The sequence below is a fragment of the Citrobacter sp. Cpo071 genome, assembly GCF_030332765.1.
Lineage (GTDB): Bacteria > Pseudomonadota > Gammaproteobacteria > Enterobacterales > Enterobacteriaceae > Citrobacter > Citrobacter portucalensis.
In genome coordinates, this window is sequence record NZ_JAOWHE010000069.1 from 33935 (window position 1) to 52448 (window position 18514).

At 45.5% G+C, this 18514-nt stretch carries 15 protein-coding genes and 1 tRNA gene; 12 read left to right on the top strand and 4 right to left on the bottom strand.

Annotation, left to right across the window (positions count from 1 at the left end; translation table 11 throughout):
• Positions 1-83: 83 nt before the first annotated feature.
• The 12 genes from proB to OGY09_RS05970 all read left to right on the top strand — a co-directional run bounded on the left by proB (position 84) and on the right by OGY09_RS05970 (position 14491).
• Complete coding sequence (gene proB / locus OGY09_RS05915) at positions 84-1187, top strand: glutamate 5-kinase (RefSeq protein ID WP_003031373.1); 1104 nt, start codon at positions 84-86, stop codon at positions 1185-1187.
• An 11-nt stretch (positions 1188-1198) separates the two neighbouring features.
• Positions 1199-2449, top strand: a complete 1251-nt coding sequence (gene proA / locus OGY09_RS05920) for a glutamate-5-semialdehyde dehydrogenase (protein ID WP_275399191.1) — start codon at positions 1199-1201, stop codon at positions 2447-2449.
• A gap of 283 nt (positions 2450-2732) precedes the next feature.
• Entirely contained in the window at positions 2733-3452 is a 720-nt protein-coding gene (locus OGY09_RS05925; protein ID WP_208744662.1) for a Crp/Fnr family transcriptional regulator, read from the top strand.
• Positions 3453-4049: 597 nt separating this feature from the next.
• The gene (gene ecpA, locus OGY09_RS05930) at positions 4050-4637 is read left to right on the top strand and encodes a common pilus major fimbrillin subunit EcpA (RefSeq protein WP_003830835.1); all 588 of its coding nucleotides are present in this window, start codon (positions 4050-4052) and stop codon (positions 4635-4637) included.
• A 52-nt stretch (positions 4638-4689) separates the two neighbouring features.
• A complete protein-coding gene (locus tag OGY09_RS05935; RefSeq protein ID WP_008783793.1) occupies positions 4690-5367 on the top strand; it encodes an EcpB family pilus assembly chaperone in 678 nt (225 codons plus the stop codon).
• Positions 5368-5425: 58 nt separating this feature from the next.
• Positions 5426-7918 carry a CS1-pili formation C-terminal domain-containing protein gene (locus OGY09_RS05940; RefSeq protein WP_286590086.1) on the top strand — a complete coding sequence of 831 codons (2493 nt, stop codon included), beginning with the start codon at positions 5426-5428 and terminating at the stop codon, positions 7916-7918.
• 10 nt (positions 7919-7928) lie between these two features.
• Entirely contained in the window at positions 7929-9536 is a 1608-nt protein-coding gene (locus OGY09_RS05945) for a fimbrial adhesin EcpD family protein (RefSeq protein ID WP_275399189.1), read from the top strand.
• Positions 9533-10228 (top strand): fimbrial biogenesis chaperone, encoded by a 696-nt coding sequence (locus tag OGY09_RS05950; protein ID WP_057068504.1) that lies wholly within the window; start codon positions 9533-9535, stop codon positions 10226-10228. The genes OGY09_RS05945 and OGY09_RS05950 overlap by 4 nt, the downstream gene beginning before the upstream one ends.
• A gap of 517 nt (positions 10229-10745) precedes the next feature.
• Complete coding sequence (locus OGY09_RS05955; protein ID WP_275399188.1) at positions 10746-12194, top strand: EAL domain-containing protein; 1449 nt, start codon at positions 10746-10748, stop codon at positions 12192-12194.
• A 265-nt stretch (positions 12195-12459) separates the two neighbouring features.
• Positions 12460-12924 (top strand): methyltransferase family protein, encoded by a 465-nt coding sequence (locus OGY09_RS05960; RefSeq protein WP_071444631.1) that lies wholly within the window; start codon positions 12460-12462, stop codon positions 12922-12924.
• A gap of 165 nt (positions 12925-13089) precedes the next feature.
• A tRNA-Thr gene (locus OGY09_RS05965) sits at positions 13090-13165 on the top strand.
• A 162-nt stretch (positions 13166-13327) separates the two neighbouring features.
• Positions 13328-14491 carry a tyrosine-type recombinase/integrase gene (locus tag OGY09_RS05970; RefSeq protein WP_181625024.1) on the top strand — a complete coding sequence of 388 codons (1164 nt, stop codon included), beginning with the start codon at positions 13328-13330 and terminating at the stop codon, positions 14489-14491.
• A 44-nt stretch (positions 14492-14535) separates the two neighbouring features.
• On the opposite strand, the gene OGY09_RS05975 is transcribed toward OGY09_RS05970, so the two are convergent.
• From OGY09_RS05975 to sid, 4 genes are all read right to left on the bottom strand, one after another.
• Positions 14536-16188, bottom strand: coding sequence for an ATP-dependent nuclease (locus OGY09_RS05975; protein WP_181625025.1), 1653 nt, complete (start codon positions 16186-16188; stop codon positions 14536-14538).
• 589 nt (positions 16189-16777) lie between these two features.
• Entirely contained in the window at positions 16778-17353 is a 576-nt protein-coding gene (locus OGY09_RS05980; protein ID WP_286590092.1) for a phage polarity suppression protein, read from the bottom strand.
• A 16-nt stretch (positions 17354-17369) separates the two neighbouring features.
• Entirely contained in the window at positions 17370-17612 is a 243-nt protein-coding gene (locus OGY09_RS05985; RefSeq protein WP_048591398.1) for an ogr/Delta-like zinc finger family protein, read from the bottom strand.
• Positions 17609-18412 (bottom strand): capsid size-determining scaffold Sid, encoded by an 804-nt coding sequence (gene sid, locus OGY09_RS05990; protein ID WP_286590096.1) that lies wholly within the window; start codon positions 18410-18412, stop codon positions 17609-17611. The genes OGY09_RS05985 and sid overlap by 4 nt, the downstream gene beginning before the upstream one ends.
• Positions 18413-18514: the final 102 nt, after the last annotated feature.

Sequence of the window (18514 nt, forward strand, 5' to 3'; positions counted from 1 at the left end):
GCGCTGGTTGTTGGCAACCGGGGCCAGTCCTGCTAAAACGTTCGTTTGATATCATTTTCCCCAATTTTGAATGGCAGAGAATCATGAGTGACAGCCAGACGCTGGTGGTAAAACTTGGCACCAGTGTGTTAACGGGCGGATCCCGCCGCCTGAACCGCGCCCACATCGTAGAACTGGTTCGCCAGTGCGCGCAGCTCCATGCCGCAGGGCATCGTATTGTTATCGTTACCTCTGGTGCGATTGCCGCCGGACGTGAGCATCTTGGTTACCCGGAGCTCCCGGCAACGATAGCTTCGAAACAGCTGTTGGCGGCGGTCGGGCAGAGCCGACTGATTCAACTGTGGGAACAGCTGTTCTCGATTTACGGTATTCATATCGGGCAGATGCTGCTGACGCGTGCAGATATGGAAGACAGAGAGCGCTTCCTCAACGCCCGCGATACGCTCCGCGCGCTGCTGGATAACAACATTGTTCCTGTCATTAATGAGAATGACGCCGTAGCGACCGCCGAGATTAAAGTCGGCGATAACGACAACCTCTCCGCGCTGGCGGCAATTCTGGCCGGTGCCGATAAGCTGCTGTTGTTGACCGATCAGCAGGGGCTGTTCACCGCCGATCCACGCACCAACCCGCAGGCTGAGCTGATTAAAGACGTGCACGGCATTGATGATGCGCTGCGCGCCATTGCCGGGGATAGCGTCTCAGGTCTTGGAACCGGCGGCATGGGCACAAAACTGCAGGCCGCCGATGTCGCATGCCGCGCCGGGATTGACACCATTATTGCCGCAGGCAGCAAGCCGGGCGTGATTGGCGACGTGATGGAAGGCGTTTCCGTTGGGACGCGTTTTCATGCTCAAGCCTCTCCGCTGGAGAACCGTAAACGCTGGATCTTCGGCGCTCCGCCTGCCGGAGAGATTACCGTCGATGAGGGCGCGACCGCAGCAATTCTGGAACGCGGCAGCTCATTACTGCCAAAAGGCATTAAAAGCGTGACAGGTAACTTTTCTCGTGGTGAAGTGATCCGCATCTGCAATCTCGAAGGGCGCGATATTGCCCACGGCGTCACCCGCTATAACAGCGACGCGCTGCGCCGTATTGCCGGACATCACTCACAACAGATCGACACTATCCTGGGCTACGAATACGGTCCGGTTGCTGTCCATCGCGACGACATGATCACCCGTTAAGGAACAAGCATATGCTGGAACAAATGGGCATTGCTGCCAAAGCCGCGTCATACAAGCTGGCGCTGCTCTCCAGTCGCGAAAAAAATCGCGTACTGGAAACCATTGCTGATGAGCTGGAAGCGCAAACGGAAAGCATCCTCAGCGCGAACATACAAGATGTTGAGCAGGCGCGAGCCAACGGCCTGAGCGAAGCGATGCTCGACCGCCTGGCGCTGACGCCGGCGCGTCTGAAAGCGATTGCTGACGATGTGCGCCAGGTCTGTAATCTTGCCGACCCGGTAGGGCAGGTGATTGACGGCGGCCTGCTGGATAGCGGTCTGCGTCTGGAGCGTCGTCGCGTCCCGCTGGGCGTGATTGGCGTGATTTATGAAGCGCGTCCAAACGTCACCGTTGATGTTGCCTCACTGTGCCTGAAAACCGGCAATGCGGTGATTCTGCGTGGTGGGAAAGAGACCTACCGGACGAACGCCGCCACCGTGGCGGTTATCCAAAAGGCGCTGGAAGCCTGCGGTTTACCCGCAGCAGCGGTGCAGTCGATAGATAATCCGGACCGCGCGCTGGTCGCTGAAATGCTGCGTATGGATAAGTACATCGATATGCTGATCCCACGCGGTGGCGCGGGCCTGCACAAGCTGTGTCGTGAGCAGTCGACCATCCCGGTCATCACCGGCGGCATTGGCGTATGCCATATTTATGTTGATGATTCTGCTGAGATAGCCCCGGCCCTGAAGATTATCGTTAACGCCAAAACCCAGCGTCCAAGCACCTGTAACACTGTAGAAACTCTGCTGGTGCATCAGGATATTGCTGAGCGTTTCCTGCCTGCGTTAAGCCAAAAGATGGCGGATAGCGGTGTTACGCTGCACGGTGATGAAATCGTGATGCAAGTTCTGCATGGCCCTGCCAAACTGGTGCCACTAAAACCGGAAGAGCTGGATAACGAGTTTCTGTCTCTGGATCTGAACGTTGTGGTGGTCGAAAATATGGATGGTGCTATCGCCCATATTCGCGAACACGGTACCCAGCACTCGGACGCCATACTGACGCGCACGCTCAGCAACGCCAACCGTTTCGTGAATGAAGTGGACTCTTCTGCCGTGTATGTAAACGCCTCTACTCGTTTTACCGATGGCGGCCAGTTCGGATTGGGTGCGGAAGTGGCGGTGAGCACGCAAAAACTGCACGCGCGTGGCCCAATGGGGCTGGAAGCACTGACCACATATAAGTGGATTGGCTTCGGTGACGACACGGTCCGGGCGTAATTGAAAACGGGCGATGCCATAATAGCGCTCTTAATTTTAAAGCTATTAAGGCATCTCCCGCTTAATTCTAACCTTCACTTCGCTGCCGCATTTATTTTTCTATCCTGCGTTTTAACATCATCCGCATCAGTCTGTTTTTGACCTATGCTCTCACCAGCGCCCGAAAGGCGACGTATCACAGAATTTTCCCTGCCAGCATGAATTTTCCTGGTCTGCCGTTCACGTATTGTTCCTATGGTTCGATCTATTAGAATCAGTCTCATTTTTTATGAGGAGTTGTTGCGTGAAATCGGATATTCACAAACTTAGTATTCCTGTTGTGCCGCTTGGCAACCCGTTTCCTCCCCGTCATTGTTCGCTGTGCCCAAAGGGAGCGGCGATTGACCGTGATAATCAATACAAATTAATAGACAAAAGAAGGCGGTTTAAAGCTGGGGAGATACTCGCTCGGCAGGATGAAACCGCGGAGATGCTTTTTGTTATCCATGAGGGGTACTGCAAGTCCAGCGTGGAATGTGGCGATAACGTTTATATCAGCCGCTTTTATGTTCCGGGAGATATCATGGCGCTGGATGCTGTCGAAGGAGGGAAGTATCTGACAACTATCCAGGCCGCAACGGCTGCAGAGGTTTGCCACATTGATATTGCGCGGTTGTTCAAGGTAGCAGATAAGGAGCCTTCGGTTGCTGCTGCAGTCATAAAGTTTCTCTGCAGGGACAATGGATTCATTGTTGAAAAACTGCGGCGCTATGCGAATAAACATGCTGAGGCCAGGATCGCGGCTTTCCTAGTGGAATTTTACGAGATGCATTTGCGCATCGGCAGGCCAGAAACGACGCTTCGCTTGCCATTTTCTCGCGAGGAAATTGCCAGTTATCTCGATCTTAAAATTGAAACCGTTAGCCGCTCATTAAAATCACTTGAACAGCAGAATTTGATTACCTTACATAGGGTACGTACCGTAACTATTAATAGTTATCTTGGTTTAAAACGTTTTATCTAATTTTCTATTTAACGATAATCATTATCTCTCCTGATAAGCCAGGAATATTCATTTTATATGGAAAATTCCTGGTTTTAATTTTGTCAAATAATTATCAATTAGAATGTGGTTTCTGTAGGTGAATGTTTTTTTATAAGAATATTCCCTCGCAAATGGATATATCATGAGAATTTTCTTGCGGCGTTAAAAATTTAGCATAATTGCAACAAATAATAAGCATTATAGAGAAACTATGGAGGTGTTAATTATCTTTATGTTTTGTAAGGGTTTTGCTCTCGTGGTATTTGTATGATCTTTTTGATATTTATCAAAAACATAAAAAAGATGAAATGTTTGATTTGTCTTATTTATTTGGGTGATAGTTCTGGTTCATGGTGTTATTTAAGTAAATTAAACTTAGGAAACTTCTTAGATTATCGTTTTGGTGGGAAAATTCTTAGTCTTTTTGTAATTTTTGCGTTTCAGGGTTTGTTGAGATGTTACTTAATTCAAATGATAATTTTTGGGCGCGGCAATTCTGGCTCGCAATTAATGGAACCGCTGGAGTGACTTAATAATAAGACTCGGTGGTGAGTTTGTTCTTAGGAGAAGATAAAAATGAAAAAATTATTATTAGTGACCTCTCTGGCGTCTGTATTTGTTGCGGCAAATGCAATGGCAGATGTCACTGCTTCTGCAACGGCCTCGTGGGACGCGACGGCAACAAAAGATACCACCAGCATGTTGGTCGTCACTCCGCTGAACTCTTTGACTTTCCAGTATGCGGAAGGTCTGAATGGCTTCAACTCCCAGGATGGCGCGTTTGATGTGACTATTCAGGGCCAGGAAACGGCAACTGATTTTGAACTGACCGCTCAGATTATTAGCAATACTCTGACCAACGCCAGTGGCGATGCGTCTACCCTGAACGTAGGGGTGGCATGGAATGGCACCGCGTTGACTAATTCATCAGATACTGTCCTGGTAAATTCCAGCTCGACTTCTGGTCTTGAAAGCCTGATGGCTGATGGCGCTTACAACGGTGCTGACCGCGTCAGCGATCAATCCAACTTCAAATTCACCATTGCGTCTGCGACTTCTGATGGTAGCACGCCGGTAACGGATTACTCTGCACTGCCAGACGGCTATTGGACTGGGGATGTAAAAGTACAGTTCAATGCAACCTGGACGACTCCGTCCGCCTAAGAAATAAAAGTTCGGGAGGAGAATTTCTCCCGAATTTATCAGGAATGGTGTCATGAATAAATATTTACCGGCAGCAATGTTGGTAGGGTTGGTAATATCTTTTTCCAGCTGGGCAATTAACGTCGGTGATATCACGTCGATAATGACTTCTACTGAGAGTTCATTATCGAAAGAAATCACTAATACGACAGATTCGGCTCGTTATGTCAGCGTATCGGTAAAACAACTGTCATCACCCTTAGCGGGCGGAGTCGAAATAAAACCCGTTAATTCCGGGGAATTACTCTCTACGCCTGCCAATCTAATTCTGCCTGGTCAGGCAAAGGATGTTTTTCGCTTCTTTTATAAAGGGCCAGCTGATGATGTCGAGCGTTATTATCGTCTGCAATGGATAGATGAGCCGGTCACCGAGAGCGCGGAAACCCGGGCCAATAAATTCGCTGTTGCGACAGCGTCAGCAGAAATTGGAACGATTTTGGTTGTTGCGCCGCGAAAAGAGCGTTTTGAATATAATCGTAATGGTGATGTTATTAGCAATACTGGCAATGTTTCATTTCGAGTAATCGCCTATGGGGCTTGCAAAGATAATGCTCGCGATCAGGGGCGGGGCTGTCGTGAACGTTATTACATTATGCCAGGTACAAAAATAAAACTGCAGTTCACCGACATTAGTAATAGCCGCTCACGCATTGGGATCTGGCACGGTAAGCAGTTTATTACAGTGAAGTGATGGTCAATAGCAGCCATCTGTACGGGAAAAATAAAAATACCGGATTGTAAGGATGCATATGACAACAACATATATTGTTGGCGGTAGCATTTGTCTTTTTCTTGCGCTGACACCAGGAACTTCACATGCAGCCCCAGTAAAAGTGGGTAATTACGTTATTCCCAGCGCTTTCGCTCGTTCACTGGAGCAGGGAATGACGGTGCCGGTTTATATCCGTTACAACGAGACTGATGAGAAAAGTCAGCAAAAAATTGCCGATGCGGTGATTTCGCTTGTTGATGGCAATATTACAGTTAAAGCACTGACTCTTGCTGAATTGCCCAATAATGCTGTGTTATCCGAGAAAACCCGCGCGTTAGTGGAAAAAATCCGTGATGTAAAGTTTCACGATAATACGAATATTGAACTGTCAGATGATGCTCGACTGCAACTTAATGTCTCATCATTTCACCTGGAGATGATTGTCAGCAAAGATGCGTTAACTGAAGCGATTGTCGCGCGCAGTAGCTTGCTTGGACCTTCCAGCGTTGAAACTCTGTCTAACGTCCTGAACTACAACTTTGGTACCTACTATAACGATTACCGAAATGGCAGCAGTACCCGCAGCTATCTGACGATGGACAATACAACATCGCTGCGGGAGCACCACATTAATGTTAACGGTTCGTTTTACGGCATCGGTGACAGCAATGGTACCAGTAAACTTTATCGTGCGATGTATGAGCGCGATTATGAAGGGTATCGACTGGCGCTGGGGATGCTTGATACATGGAATGTCCAGTCTATTGCCAGCCTGAATGCGCTGAATGGTGGGAAAATTTACGGTGTGAGCTACGGGAACAAAGGAAGTACGGTTGTTGAGAATACCGCGCTTTCACTCACGCCGATTACCGTATTTTTGCCAGCCGCTGGTGAGGTTCATGTCTTCCGCGATGGACGTTTGCTCAGCGTGCAGAACTTTAATATGGGCAGCTATGAAATTGATACCAGTCGCTTTCCGTATGGTGTTTACGACGTCACGGTAGATATCGTGGTCAATGGGCGGACAATTAATAGTCGTGTCAGCCGGGTTAATAAGATCTTTGCTCGCCAACAAGCTGCCGGAGTTCATCAGCTCTCATGGCAGTTTTTTGGTGGTTCGCTGGATTATGATCGGGTGAGCTATAAGCGTAACCACTATCAGGATTTGGGTAGTGAGCAGACCTGGATTGCCGGGGGGGCCGCATCGGTGACGCTGGCGATATTGTCGGGGCTGGGCCTGAAATCAACGATCTACGGTTTTGACAACAATGCGGTTAATGAAACGGATGTCACGCTGAATGTGAATGAATACGTCAGTATTGGCAATCAGATGTTGGTAGCGAACGATTCATCATGGCGAAACATCAGTAACATTAATCTCAATGTCCCTGAGGGATATGGTTCCCTTTGGGCATCTCGTGAAGACAGTAAAATTGGCGATCGCTTGCCTATGCAGGAGCGTGATAACTATTCCATTGGCGGAACTCTTAACCTCGGAAAGTTTATTCCTCATGGTGGTTCACTCACTGTTAGTCAGACGGAGAATCGTTACTCAGGCAATAAATACCGTAATCTGGATTACAACACGACTCTTTATTCTGGAAGGTATGCCACGATTGGGTTACGTGCAGGAATTCAGCGTTATTACTACAACAACCGAAATGACGATGGGCGACAGGAACGTTATGTCAGCCTGGACTTATCGTTGCCGTTGGCGACCTGGTTGAGCATGGGCGTCTCCCGAGATCGCTATGGCAGCACCCAGGGTAATCTCAGTGCACGAAAACAGTATGCTGAAGGGCCGATTAAATCGGTCGGATTATCGGCATCAACGCGTCTGAGTGGTGAACAGTATTACGACAATAATTATTCGGTAAACGGCAATCTAAGTTATGACACGAAATATAACGCTGGCACCGTATCGGTAACACGTTCTGCTGACAACTCCACCAATATGAACTTCTCTTCCCAAGGTTCTCTGGCATGGGCAGGTAAAGACTTCGGTCTGAGTAAAGAGAGGCAGCGTTCTGGCGTTATCGTAAAAACAGATTTGACCGGCGAGGGGAAACTGGCTGCGAAGATTAATAACCGCAATTATCGTCTCAGCGGTAAATCAAACTTCATTGCACTGCCGCCCTATGCTCAGTACAAGCTGGAAATCCTCAATGATAAAAATTCTGAGGACAGCTTCGATATTGTTTCAGGACGCAAACAGGAGCTGACGCTATATCCGGGTAACGTTGGCGTTATCAACCCTGAAGTGAAAAGCATGGTCACCGTATTCGGTCGCATTCGTTATCCCGATGGACAGTTGGCTGCAAATACCGATATTCATAACCACATCGGTAAAACACGTACGGATGCAAAAGGTGAGTTTGCTATCGATATTGATAAAAAGTATCCGGTTATTACGTTAATTTCTGCCAATGGCAGGATATGTGAAGCCGATCTGGATCTGGAAAAAGCACGCGGCGCGGCGTGGGTTGGCGATGTGAAATGTGCAACGCAAACCACGATGGCACAACGATAAGGTATTAATAATGAATAAATCTCTTTCCCTTATTCTCGGCTGTGTCTTTGCCGCGTTATCTCCATCCGCCTGGGCGCTCTCGGCTTCCACTCAGGCGGCGGTCAACAACAACTATTTGTTTATAGAAAACAATGTTGATAACGAATACTTTATTACCCCGTCCTCTCTCGATCCTCGCATTAGTGGGTCGAACACCTGGGTAAAATATGGAAACGATCAGGATAGCCTGGGATACATAGGTATCGTTGGCTGGGTGGCCAATACCTCATATTTTAAGGATATGTGGATTGATAATTCGCCAATCAGTGAACCATTCCGGGGTATTCGTTGCACCACTGGTGCTAATTGCCCAGCATCTGGCTACATTGCTGCCGAGCTAACCGATCAATTTGGTTTTTATCACACTAAAGCAACCGGATCCGGGATCGCCGGTGGATACTATGGTTTTGCATCGCTGACAGACTCGGCGTATGAATACTTCCGCAATATGTCGGTCGGAAGCGCAGAGACATATAACCTTAATTTTTGTCGAACCACGATTGACTATGATTATGCGGCTGGGCAACGTTGTAAAGACCAGAGCAGCGGTAATTGGTACATCAGACCTTATACATTAAATAAAATAGGTCATTTGTCTTTGGTTTCTACCAATGCATTTCAGGAGTTATGGGTTGCCAGTGATGGTACGCCGAGCATCACTAAAGACAGTGGTTATTGTGAGCTGGGTGTGGTCAGTCGTGAAGATGGCGTTATCTGTAAGATGATTTCATACAATTTAAATCAAACCAGCAACCTGACGGCTTCACTACGTATTCGTATGTATGCGGATAGCGGTTTGCTTGGTTTTACACCTGCGGCTGCCACAATAAAATATTCTGGTGATGGTCAAACCTGGACTAACTTTAGCTCGACGTCGGTTTATTATAATATTTTTAGTAATAGTGGTGAGTATGTCTATGTTTTTCTGTCGAAAACATTCCTGAAAAATATGGTGGATCGTGGCGTCAGTATCACCAACAGCCAACCATTTACATTTGCTTTTACAAATAGCGTGACGCCAGAGTCGGGGTATTACCAGTTTACTCCTTCGCTACAGCTCAATATTGTTCCAAAGGAATATGGGATCAGTATTATCTCATCGGATAACAGCACCTCGGCAAGCGGCAGCGGCACAATTGGCGAGACCGCTCCGATTGAGATGGATTACACCGTGACGGTCTCGGGGCCTCGTCAGGCTGATAGCATTACCGCACAAGTTATTGGGGAAAGTACGACGATAAACAATGTGCCTTATTGCCTGTTCACTTCTACGCAAGGTGGGTTATCTGTCCCAATTCCCGCCTTTCTTCAGTACAACAGTCAGTCGGGTGGCGTGGTACAGAAACGAAATAGCTGTAGTGAAGCGGCGATCAGCATGAGAGATGCGCAATGGCAACAGACGCCCTGGGACGCAAATAATACAGATGATGGAAGCTACTTTGCGACTGATTTAAAATTGCTTTTCCCAATGAATGATTCGCGTTCGATGTTGACCGTTTCCGGTGCAGATTGGGAAGGTGTTGTCAGTGCCAGCGGAGAGATAAAAGTGACGGCGAATTGGGTGGGAGTGACGCCATGAGCCACTGTCGTTTGGCGCTAAGATGGATATTGGCCTTGCTTTCCGGGCTGGCGGTGTTCTCCGCACAGGCCGTCTATCTGGAGTCGACTATTTATGAGATGCCATCGGATAAATCATTTATCAGTAAACGAATCTATAACGATAGCCAGAAACAGAACGTGTACAGTATTAGCGCAGTTAAAATAGATAAACCGGGACCGGGAGGTGAAAACAGAAGTGCTATTGCCGAAGGCGAACTTTTGTTTACTCCGCTCCGTTTTTCACTGGCACCGCAGGCAAGTGAGTTTTTTAAGATTTTCTATCGTGGCCCGCAGGATGATAAAGAACGCTATTACCGAATACTGTTTCGTGAAATGCCGATAACGCTGTTTACCGAGCGTAATCAAGGGAAAGGCGGACAGGCTCTCCCGGTGATCGCTATGGATACCATATTGGTCGTTCGTCCGAGGAAAATGAACCTGGCCTACACCATTGATGAGATAAACGGGACGTTGAAAAACACAGGGAATACTTTTTTCAAAATTATCGTACACCAGGGGTGTCACTCAACTGATGATGAAGCCACCATGCGTTATGTGTTACCGGGGGAAACCTGGCATAGTAGTGAGTTGAAAACAAAAAACCGGAAATTTATCGTAGCGTTGCAGAAATACCTACCCGTGGGTCAGGGTTGCTCAAAAATTAATCATTAGAGGTGTTGGGTCTGAACCAATATGCCCTGATTATATATTGAACCTATACTGTCACTCGCTATAGAAAATGTAGCAATAAATTTAGAGTCGATGAAACAATATGTCGTGCATATTGCCGGAAATGTTTATGAATACAAGATCTACGACATCCTCTCTTAGTTTGTCGGTCAGCATAAATTACGGTAATATGTTATTCTGTTGGTCATTGTAGTTATATGTTTTGTAAATTTTGTATTTATAGCTTTTTGTTTTGTAATGAAGTGAAAGTGAGTAAAGGGATTTGTACTGATTAAGAAATTGAGTTTTTTCTTTTTCAATTTTTAAATGGAATTTACGGTGTGATGAGAATACTCATATGGATAACTGTGATTATAAATTCTGAATTTACGTGATATGGCTTATGGATAAAGTTATATCACGAATCGCCTTATGATTATTGGAGGTCGAAGGTGTTGTATATTCTCTCGTGAATAGAGCGAGGGACCTGCTATGCCATAAATTTAAGTTGGTGATAACTATGAATACGAAAAAAATTTTTCTGCTCAGTTATGATACTTTCCTTTTTTCAGGAATAAAAGCATGGTTACCAAATCTGGTATTGATCGATGCACGGACATTTATTTCTGGCACGCAGTCAGTTATGTCGCAATATCCGTCCTGCTTGCTGGTGATCGATAACCGGTTGCCATTATTATTGGTCAAAAAATGGCTTCAGAGAAACAGTACACAGTTCATCAACATACACTGTATTGTTCTGCGGATGTGCGAAACCCTGCCTGTTAATCGGGGATATGAAGACTATTCCTTTATCAATGGGGGGGAATTGTCGGAGCAGTTGATCGCTCAATTAAAAGAGAGTTTATTGGCACCTGACAAAGTTGTGGAAGTCAATAAAGACTCACCGATGTTTACTTTTAACTTGACTGAATTTGAAGAAGAAATGCTGTATTCATCATTCACAAAAGAAAAACTGCATGATTTCTGTATTGCTAATTCGCTAACAATTAAGTCAGTGTATCGATATCGGGATAAAATTACTGCTCGCCTCGGCTTTTCTAATTTTAATGAAACTGTTATCTTTTTAACCCGAAATAATTTATTAAATGAAGGTTCTATAATCAATAATAATGTGAGTGAGGATACAGTTTACACTGACGCATATGATGTTTCGGATACTAGTAGACTGAGTATGGCAATAAGGAATGAGGAGATCATTCCTTATTTTCAACCCATCGTGAATATCAGGGGCGATGTTTGTGGCGTTGAGGTCTTGGCTCGTTGGCCACAGGGACATAACTATGCTATTTCTCAGCGAGAGTTTATTCCATTGGCTGAAAAAAGTGGCTTAATCAATGAGTTAACTAGCTATTTAATGACCGCTGTTGCGAGCAATCTTGTCTCTGGAGGCGCGAGCATTAATAAAACACTGTTCGTTTCTTTTAATGTCAGTCCGTCAGGTTTAAATAATCCCGTATTCTATTGGGAATGTCTTAATTTTATGGAGATAACGCAAGGTCTTCCGATAAAATTGATGATAGAGATAACAGAGAACCAGACGTTCACGATCACTCCTGCAATCAAAGAACTTATTCGTTCGTTACGAAATAAAGGTGTTTTGTTCGCTTTGGATGATTTTGGTACTGGATACGCTAATCTCTGCTATCTCAATGAGTTAGACCTGGATGTAATCAAAATTGATAAAAGCTTCATTAAGGAAATTAAAGAGGTTGATCAATATATCCCTATGCTCGAGTCAATTACTCACCTTTCAGGACTTCTGGGGTTACGTACGGTGGCTGAGGGCGTTGAAAATGACTATCAGCAACAATGGTTGGGAAAAAATAATGTTGACTATCTGCAGGGGTATCAGTTTCTACCGCCGGTGACATTTAATGATTTTATCCGGTATTACCAGCAGTCTGTAGATTTGTTTGAATCAGCGTCGGATTCACCTTTATCTACGTAATTCATTTTTGACACGGTTTTTACATATGAAGGGTAAAACCTTTAAACGAGTATGTGCTCTGAGCTGACATGGCCTGCAGCATGATTTTTTCCTGAACACCAGGGGCAGACGCCTCTGGTATTGGCGTCTTTGCATCGCTGCCTGTCTGTCTGGTTAAGTAAAAAGTCCTACAGTGAAGTATGCACCGTTTGTTTATGTATCTTAAACGGGGTATTTATAGTGATATCAGCGTTAATCAAACAGGTACTGAGGTTAGCCCGTAGCCATGCGTCCTTTCCTGACAAAATTAAGAGTCTGGCTTCCACCACCACTCATCCTGGTATTATTCCTCATCGCGGATGCGTTGACGGCGATCCCGCGTTTCACATTTGGCGCGGTGACTATCGTAATAAGTGCATTGTTGGCTAGCGTCAGTCTGGCGATGATACTGCATACCGCGTGGCAGATGCGGAAGAAACGTACGACGCTAAACCCACTGCATGCAGAGAAATCGACCACACTTGTTACTGGCGGATGTTATGCCTGGAGCCGCAATCCAATCTATCTTGGAATGAGTGGACTCCAGTTAGCTTTTGCTCTTTACGTCGGTAGCCTGATTGGAATATTGGCTGCACCGCTGTTTATGCTAGTGGTTGCCAGATTGCATATTGATTTTGAAGAGGAACAACTGCGAAAACATTTCGGGCTGGAATGGAAACGCTATGAGCAGCGTGTTCGCCGCTGGTTATAGAATTCCCTTGCCGCGTACAAGGAAGCCAGTGACGACACGATTCGTGCGTAATTGAATCCGGATGATGCAAAAATAGGCGTTTGATTCGCAAGGCCATTGACGCATCGCCCGGTTAGTTTTAACCTTCTACCCCGTGTTCACATTCGTGGGCATGTCCTTATCAGGGCCGATATAGCTCAGTTGGTAGAGCAGCGCATTCGTAATGCGAAGGTCGTAGGTTCGACTCCTATTATCGGCACCATCTCAACTTCCTCAAACGTCCGTATTAGTCCATAAAATCTCTGATTTATAACGTTTTTTATTCTTTTAAGTCCATAGTAGTCCGTAACCATCCAGTAGAATCCGGTACTGAATGTGTATAGGATTGTGTATATGTTCCTGTTCGGTCTGGATTCCTATACACATGCCTTTAAACGATATGCAGATTCGCCGCGCTAAGCCTGAAGCTAAAGCCTATACACTTGGAGATGGGCTAGGGTTGTCATTGCTTATAGAACCTAATGGAAGCAAGAGCTGGCGGTTCCGTTATCGTTTTGCTGGTAAACCAAAAATGATCTCGCTGGGTGTGTATCCGACGATCACACTTGCAGATGCCCGTTCCCGCCGTGACGATGCCCGAAAACTGGTCGCCGAAGGAAAGAATCCGAGTGAGGTTCGAAAAGAACAGAAGATTGCTTTGCAAACCGAGTCTGAAAGCGCGTTCGAAAAGATAGCGACAGAGTGGCATCAAATGAAGTCTGCCAAATGGTCGGAAGGATATGCTTCTGACATCATGGAAGCGTTTCAGAACGATATTTTTCCTTACGTGGGTACGAGACCTGTAGGCGAAATCAAACCGCTAGAACTGCTTAATGTGCTGCGTAAAATCGAAAAGCGTGGTGCATTAGAAAAAATGCGCAAAGTTCGGCAGCGATGCTCAGAAGTTTTCCGCTATGCCATTGCTACCGGAAGGGCTGAATTTAATCCTGCAGCAGATCTCTCCAGTGCTCTTGAAGTACATCAATCCAATCATTTCCCGTTCCTAAAAGCTGATGAGATACCTGATTTTCTGCATGCTTTAGACAGTTACACTGGGAGCCGGCTTGTCCAGATTGCTACAAAATTACTGATGATTACGGGTGTAAGAACCATTGAATTACGTGCTGCATTATGGTTGGAATTTGATCTGGATAACGCTATTTGGGAAATTCCAGCAGAAAGGATGAAAATGCGTAGAGCACACCTTGTGCCACTATCGATTCAAGCGTTAGATCTACTAAATGAGCTAAAGACTATAACAGGGAACTATCGTTATGTTTTTCCGGGGAGGAACGATCCGAACAAACCTATGAGCGAAGCCAGTATAAATCAAGTTATTAAGCGCATTGGTTTTGCAGGGAAAGTTACTGGGCATGGATTTAGACATACATTATCAACTATTTTACATGAGCAAGGATTTGAATCCGCTTGGATTGAAATGCAGTTAGCACATGTTGATAAAAATAATATCCGTGGGACATATAATCATGCGCAATATTTGGATGGCAGGAGAGTGATGATGCAATGGTATTCAGAATTGTTTTTTTAATTTCAAAAGAGGGGCGTTATGCCCCTCAGTATTATGACATGGTGCTATAATTTACTAGCAATAGCAGCTTCTAGAACATTGCAGACTGGAATCCAATGTTTAGCCCATATATAATCATTATCTTTTTCATGGGAACACATGTAATTTAGAAATTGTCTTTTTTTACTATCTGTTATTTTGAATGGCTCAACTGTACCAGCAGCGTCAACTGAATAATTTTCAAACCAACTTGGTGATTGTTCATATAATTCTGAAATCCATTCATCACAGAATAATCCTTCAATTGAAAAACCACTTCTTATGGAGACAAACTCACGATTTGGCTCAAAAGATAACTGTAGCTTACCTCTAATATATGACTGTATTATTTGTCTTTCATCATTGCCTTCTTTATCTCCATCAAATACACTGATGCAAATTGCTTCTTTTTCTATGAATTGATAGTTTGCCCTTAAAAAACCAGTAAGGAATTTCACTCCGCCAAAGTCTTCAAACTTCGCTTTTCTGAGTTCAGGCCACTGTGAACCCAGCCTATGATCATTAGCTGTGCTTTCTAAAAACCAAGTGAAATACTCTTTGTCTGTCGGACCCTCAACAAAGATATTATATTTATCTAAGTTAAAGTAATCAGAGAACTTTATACCAAGCGAATCTCGTATTTTTTTAGTTGCTTCCGGGTAAGTTTTATACTTTATAGCATTAGTTTTACCTTCGATTTTCTCAACCCCTATTACTTTTTTTGTGTCCTGATGTACAAAAGAAAGTGAGTGGGTTGTGATTACTACATAAGCATGATCTTTTAAATTATCAAGAATTTGATTGCAGCTTCTAGTAAGCTCCGGATGTAAGAATGATTCTGGCTCTTCTATAAGCCATATCAGTTCTTTTTGTTCTTCTCTTTTCTTTTTTGATATCCAGGAAAATGTTGAAAATAAAGCAGTGCATTGTATTCCCATGCCTTTATTGAATATGTCTGTTTCTTCTGTGTCTGTAATCGTGAAATCAAATCCACTTATTATCTTTTCCAACTGATTTTCAGGCACTTTAAAATCAGTTGTATATCCACTAATTCCACATGAATTCAATTCAGTATCAACACTTTCAGATATTTCCTTCAATCCTGATTTTAATACAGAAAGCGAGTTGCTAAGCTTCTCTGAAGCCACTTTTCTGAGGTATGGTATAACTAATGTATTATAAAGTTGTTCTACACTTTTTGCTGACGGGACATAAACGCACTCAAAAGAACTTAAAAGTTTTTCAACTAATTTCCTCTCAATATATGTATAGGCGTTAGATTTTATTCCTTCTTTTCTTTTTACGCCTTTAAAAAAACCATATGAAGGATTACCTTTGCTTGAAAAGGTTAAGTATAAATTAACTTCATTTAAATCTTGAGATGTTATTTCTACCATTTCAAAAATTTCATCAAAGGACTCTTTAAGTGGATCGTTTTCATCAAATTCAAATGTTGCTACAAAACTTGATTGCCCTGTCTTACTACCAAATGGGATGTCTCTTTTATAAGAGTATGCATCATCATCATCTTTTGCAGAGAAAAAAGTTTTAATAGCTTTTAGTATGTTTGTTTTCCCACAATTGTTAGGGCCAACGATAGAAAGCCCTTTAAGTGTGTCTAGTTTTATTTCAGCGTTGATAGAGCGATAGTGATTTATACGAAATGCTTTCAACCGCATTTTTTTCTCCCAAGAGTTTCATTTTTTAGTTAGTTCATATACTTATAAGGGCTTCAAGTCAATTAGTTATGAGCTAATGTAACGTTTTATGCCTTTTCCTCCATGCTTGTTCGATTCGTAGAATGGGTTTAATGCGTGTGTATTCATGGATCAAGCCGTGTGAAGAGCAAATGAGTCAGATGGATGCTTAGCCGGGCAGGAGCTGGGGGCACAACTGTAGCTCGAAATCGAAAGGATCTGATTTACTACGTATTCCCCGTCTTTTTTACACCCATCCCTCGCCACATCAATACCTCACTACAACTTAAAAAGCCCCTGCGGCATCCATCGCCCCCTGTGAATCTGAGTAGCATAGCGACATGCTCAAGCTATAAAAAAATAAATATATATCTAATATTGGCGCGCAATGCTCTCCCCGCCACGCCTGCCCGCTTCCTGGGGCGCTTTTAATGCAGGTGCATGAAGGGGCTCAGGCCGCGCCAGTGCTGGTGCGGCAGGGTGTGGAAAATTCAGGTTTTTGCATGCAAAGCCATGCAGCGTAGGCATGCATGGCTATTTTTATTAAAAAGACGGGTATTTTCGGGGCGTTTTATGCGGATTTTTTGCGGGTCTGCGCGGCCTGTCGGCGCATGAAAATCTGACTCTGTTCAGGCGTATATTTTGCCCGGTTGTCGTCTCTCGATGCTCTGTCAGGCCGGAAACCGATGGTTGTCAGAATGTCGCGATCTTCCTCTGCGTAATCAATATTTCCTCCGCGGGTTACATGAACGGACAGCGCTTCGCGAACACTGGCGGCCGCCCGGTCGAGAGCCCGTTCTCTGACGATGTCAGGTTGTTCGCTGAGGTGCATTAATTCCGGTGCCAGTGCGGCGGCCAGCGCGTCGCCGCTTACCTGCATAAAGGCGTGGAGCTGACGCCGGATACTGATACGCTGCACGGCCTCATGTGACCGGATGTACTGCCCGGCCGACTGATTTACCGCCCATTTTTTCAGGTCAATATCATCCCGCAGCGCCTGTGCGGCCTCCGGTTCATAACAGGTACAGGTCAGCTCCAGCTCCTTCAGCGCCATTTCAGCCCGCGCCAGTGCTGACTTGCTGCTCATCCAGTCCGATTTATTCTTCTGACAGGTTTCAAAGGCCTGTTCCAGTAGTGCTCGTGCCATTGTCTTTTCTCCTGAATCAGTGGCGCAGCGATGAGCGGGCACAGTCCAGAATTCGGGGCGGTGTTTCTGGAACTGTTTGTGGTGGTTCGGGCTTGTCTTCTGCCGGTGGCCGTATCACCTCGTCGATAGACTCGGTGGTGCGAAAGGTTGCGGAGCAAAAGACATTCACGCACTGGAGGTAACTCTGTTTGACGTTATCCGACAGGTAACGGCTGGTACGGACATGGGCAGCCTGTTTGCAGTACGGGCAGCGCATCATGGCTTAGCCCCCTGCGTTTTTTTCTTCTGTGCCAGCTCTTTAGCCCGCGCCATTCTGAGAACAGGGCTTTTAAAGAGCTTCATATCCACGCCGGTGAGTGCCGGACGGTGAAGCCCAATTTTTGAAATTACCGGCTCCTGCGCCATGTTGAATGTGTAGTATCTGCTTTGCGCCAGTACATTCTCCCCCAGCTCCTGAATGAGAACGTTGTGAGGGTGTTCTTCTCCTTTCATTTCGAGTTCACGCAGACGTAACGCAAATGCGCGCACCAGTGAGGGAGGGATGTCTTTCATCACGGTCGCCCACTCATTCCGGGAGTAGACAGAGAACACCGTAAAATGCGTGCCGACGTACTTATCTCCTGATGTACAGGCGGACAGCATGGTACTGGCTTTATCATCGTTGAGTTCATCAATCAGGGCGGTGAATTCCTCCGCCAGCTCCCGACCGGCCACTTGCTGACTGTGCTCGGCTTTCAGTTCCGGGGTCATCATGCCGCGCAGTTCGCGAAAACGGGTACGCCAGTTCTGTTCGGCTTCGGCACTTTCATTCAGGGCGTTCTGACGCTCTTTCTCACTGCGGGCAATGGCCGCATCAATATCATTCAGTTTCAGCATATTTTCCGTGTGCGCGGATTTGGCCCTGCTGAACGCATCAAGCGCATTATTTATCGTGGCTTCTGCGTTCTGGTTTGCTTTCTCGTTAAGGCTGTCCAGTGCGCTGTCAATGGCCGTACGGATGTTCTCATCCTGCGTGCTGCCGATGGTTTTCATTACTGCGGTAAACAAATCTGGTTTCATCGTCGGGTTCTCTCTGTGTTTTCAACCTGACGCCATTCTGCCGTCCCTCAGACAACAACTCGATTCATTGCCGTTGTAGCAGACATGGCACAAACAGGACTT